This window comes from Mycobacterium sp., from assembly GCF_025965855.1.
GTDB lineage: Bacteria > Actinomycetota > Actinomycetes > Mycobacteriales > Mycobacteriaceae > Mycobacterium.
The window spans coordinates 1-3,506 of the sequence record NZ_JAOPWB010000095.1; the positions used below are offsets into that span (position 1 = coordinate 1).

Annotated in this window: 5 protein-coding genes; 3 read left to right on the forward strand and 2 right to left on the reverse strand. The window is 64.7% G+C overall.

Features of this window, described 5'->3' with window-relative positions; all coding sequences use genetic code 11:
* Positions 1 to 176: 176 nt before the first annotated feature.
* On the reverse strand, positions 177 to 740 hold the full coding sequence (locus JWP83_RS07285) for a helix-turn-helix domain-containing protein (RefSeq protein ID WP_297727890.1): 564 nt from the start codon (positions 738 to 740) through the stop codon (positions 177 to 179).
* 99 nt (positions 741 to 839) lie between these two features.
* Here JWP83_RS07285 and JWP83_RS07290 point away from each other — a divergent pair, with 99 nt between their 5' ends.
* The 3 genes from JWP83_RS07290 (at position 840) to JWP83_RS07300 (ending at position 2,589) form a co-directional block, all read left to right on the forward strand.
* Positions 840 to 1,226 carry a nuclear transport factor 2 family protein gene (locus tag JWP83_RS07290; RefSeq protein ID WP_297727893.1) on the forward strand — a complete coding sequence of 129 codons (387 nt, stop codon included), beginning with the start codon at positions 840 to 842 and terminating at the stop codon, positions 1,224 to 1,226.
* Positions 1,223 to 2,083, forward strand: a complete 861-nt coding sequence (locus JWP83_RS07295; protein ID WP_297727897.1) for an LLM class F420-dependent oxidoreductase — start codon at positions 1,223 to 1,225, stop codon at positions 2,081 to 2,083. The genes JWP83_RS07290 and JWP83_RS07295 overlap by 4 nt, the downstream gene beginning before the upstream one ends.
* Before the next feature lie 122 nt (positions 2,084 to 2,205).
* On the forward strand, positions 2,206 to 2,589 hold the full coding sequence (locus JWP83_RS07300) for a hypothetical protein (protein WP_297727900.1): 384 nt from the start codon (positions 2,206 to 2,208) through the stop codon (positions 2,587 to 2,589).
* Positions 2,590 to 2,679: 90 nt separating this feature from the next.
* Here the strand turns inward: JWP83_RS07300 and JWP83_RS07305 are convergent.
* Positions 2,680 to 3,506 (reverse strand): NAD(P)/FAD-dependent oxidoreductase (locus JWP83_RS07305; protein WP_297727903.1); only part of this gene is annotated, 827 nt, incomplete at its 5' end.

Below are 3,506 nucleotides of genomic sequence, written 5' to 3' on the forward strand. Positions count from 1 at the left end.
TTGGTCGCGGGTTCGAGCCCCGCCCGCCCCACCTCAGAGATGTATTATCTCGGCTGATGCTTGACATTTCGTCTTCGGGTCATGCCTTACCGTGTTTCGGCTGATGCTTGACAGTTCCTTCGGCTGATCCTTGACACTCCCTGGATGAGGAAGTTCAGCGAGGCTGAGCAGAGGTATCAGGCCGGGTTAGCGGTGATCAGCGACGGTTTGTCTCGTCGTTGTGTATCCGACGAGTCCCTAGGCGCGGATGCCACGGTCGGGCGCCCGGCGTAGCGGTCCCGGAACGGCTCGCTCGCGGCGGGGCCGGCGGTGAAGACGAAGTCCGGTCCGTCTACGCGTCGCCCCGTGACGCCGTCGACCAGAATGGGCTCCGCTTCGACTCCGGTTTCGCTGTCGACGAGCACCATGCTGCGCTGGCTCGGGTCCAGCCGTCCGTTGCCCCACGCGGCGAGTGCGACGATCACCGGCCGCAGGGAACGGCCGAGTTCGGTCAGCATGTACTCGTGGCGGACTGGCTTCGTTTGGTACTTGCGCCGTTCGAGCAAGCCTACGTCGACCAGACGCTTGAGTCGGCTAGTCAGCAGGCTCGATGAAATGCCCAGGTTGTCCTGGAACTGGTCGAAGCGCGTGTAGCCGTCGAAGGCGTCATGAAGGATGAGCAGCGTCCACCATTCGCCGACCAGGCCGAGGGTGGCCGACAGCGGGCACTCCCGATCCTCGAGTCGGATCCTCTCAGCCATGCCGTGCCGTCCTCCCATTGACTGCTACTTTTGAAGCTGCTAACTTCTGATTTAGAAGTTAGCAGCTTCTATTCTAGCAGTAAGTGCGAGGAGGCTCCCATGGACACAGGCTTGGATGACTCGGCGGCATCAGGATTGTTGCCGCCGGTCGCGTCGAAATATCTGGCCGCGTCCGACCGCGGCGACATCGACGCAATCGTCGCGTGTTTCACACATGATGCCGTCGTGCTCGATGAAGACAGGCACTGGCATGGCGCGGACGCGATTCGGCAGTGGCGCGAAAATGCCGCCACCGCTTTCGAGTACACCGTCGCGATCATCGGATCGGAAGCGCTGGGCGAAGTTGGCGGTGAGCAACGCCATGAGGTGTACACCCATCTGGAGGGCAACTTTCCCGGTGGCCAGGTGGATTTGACCAATCGCTTCACCCTGCGTGGCGACCTAATCGTGGGCCTGGAGATCGTGCCGACTGCGTTGACGTCATGAGCGCGGACTGGGGTTCGCGGCTGGGCCGGATCGGGGCTTGGTTTCATCCCGGGTATGGCGACGAGGCGCGCACGGAGTTCGCGGTCGAAGCCGAAACGCTGGGCTACCCGGTCGCGTGGTTGGGGTTCGGGCCGGCGTCGGTGGCGAATCTGGCTGTGGTCGAGCAAATCCTGCAGGCCACCTCCACCATCGTGGTGGCCACAGCGATCGTGAATATGTGGACCAACGACGCCGAAGAGGTCGCGGCGTCGTACCGGCGAATCACGTCAAGGTGTGGCGACCGGGTGCTGCTCGGTGTGGGTGTCGGCCACCCCGAGGCCAACTCGGAGTACCGCCGGCCGTATGCCACCATGGTCGATTACCTCGACCGGCTTGATGCTGGCGGAGTGCCGCCCGATCGGCGGATCCTTGCCGCACTCGGCCCCCGAGCGCTTCGGTTGGCCGCCGCCCGAACGCTGGGAAGCCACCCCTATCTCGTGGTTCCCGATCACACGCGCGAGGCCCGGCAGATCCTCGGGCCCTACGTCGTGATCGCACCTGAGCAGACAGTTGTGGTGGAACCTGACCCCGACACGGCGCGCACCATCGGTCGCGCATTCGTGTCCAACCCCTATTTGGATCTTGTCAACTACACCAACAATTTTCGGCGCTACGGGTACACCGATGCCGACCTCGAGGGCGGCGGCAGCGACCGCCTCATCGACGCTCTGGTGCTGCACGGCTCTGCAGACAGCGTCGCTGCGAGCCTGCGCGCCCAGTTCGAGGCGGGCGCGGACCACATCGGGATTCAGGTGCTCACAGCCAACGGCGAGGACCCCATGCCAGATTACCGGCAGCTGGCCCGAGTGCTCCTTTGAGCGTGCCCCTGACCGCGACACGGCGCATGCGCAACACGGCGCGGGGGGCCGATCGGCCTATCGACGACCAATTCGTTTCAGATTCTTGTTTGCCGGTCGTGATGCCTGGCTAGTGTTGACGGATGGCACGGCAAAATTCTCTGGGCACCGCGGCACTGGCCACCGTTGCGGGGGCCCGCATCTGCGTGGGCGTTGCAATGATCGTGGTGCCGGGCCGATTCTTTAAGCAGGCCTCGGGTACCGAAACGCTACTCATGCGCACCATCGGGATCCGCGATGTGGTCATCGGGACGGGCGCTTGCGCCGCCTTGGGCGCCGGTGGGGGCGGGGAGTTTCGACGCTGGGCGTCGATGGGTCTGCTCAGTGACAGCGCCGACGTGATCGCAGGACTCACCAGCGGCAGGTCGCTTCCCGACACAAGAAGCGCGTTGATCGCCATGCTTTCCCCCGTGCCGTTCGTCGCCGCCGGAATCTTCGGGCTCGCCCGAGGCGCCAAGGAATTTTGAGGTCGCGGTAGAACGGGCGAGTCGCCCTGGGCCGGCCTCGTGATCGAGATCTACGCCGGGTCACTGGATCTGCTGCGGACGCTGCCCTTTTCAGGTCCCGAAGTACTCGTGGATCTGGCGGATTGCCATAGATCCTTCGCCGACCGCGGACGCCACCCGCTTGACCGAGCCGCTACGCACGTCGCCCGCTGCGAACACACCGGGTCGGCTGGTCTCGAGAATCATCGGCTGACGTTGCGTTCGCCCGTGATTGACGTCGTTATCCGAATAGAGCGCGGCCGGGCCGGTCAGCACGTAGCCGTGGTCGTCGAGCTCGATAGCGCCGGCGAGCCATGAGGTGTTGGGATCGGCGCCGATGAAAACGAACAGGGCGCGGGTCTCGATCCAATGACGCTCGCCAGTCCGTTTGTCCTCGGTCACCACGGCCGTGAGTGCACCGTCTCCGTGCACCTCCCGGATCTCGGTACACGACCGCACGGTCACGCGGGGGTGCTGGAGGATCTGGTCGACGAGATATCGGGACATGCTCGTGTTCAGGTCGTCGCCGCGGATCACCACATACACCCGGGAAACCCGCGCGGCGAGGAAGATCGCCGCCTGGCCCGCGGAGTTACCACCCCCCACAATGACGACGGGCCCCGTGCCGCACATCAACGCCTCTTGGAAGGTGGCGGCGTAGTACACGCCGTTGCCCTCGAACGATTCGATTGCCGGGACGGCGAGCCTGCGATACCGCGCTCCCGTGGCAAGCACGACGGCACGGGCGACCACCGACGCTTGATCGGCGAGTCGGAGCAGATGGTGTCCGCTGTCGGATTCCAGTCCGATGGCCTCCGCGGAGACGATGATCCGCGCGCCGAACTTCCCGGCCTGCAGACCGGCTCGTTCTGCTAAGTCGGCACCCGAGATCCCGCCCG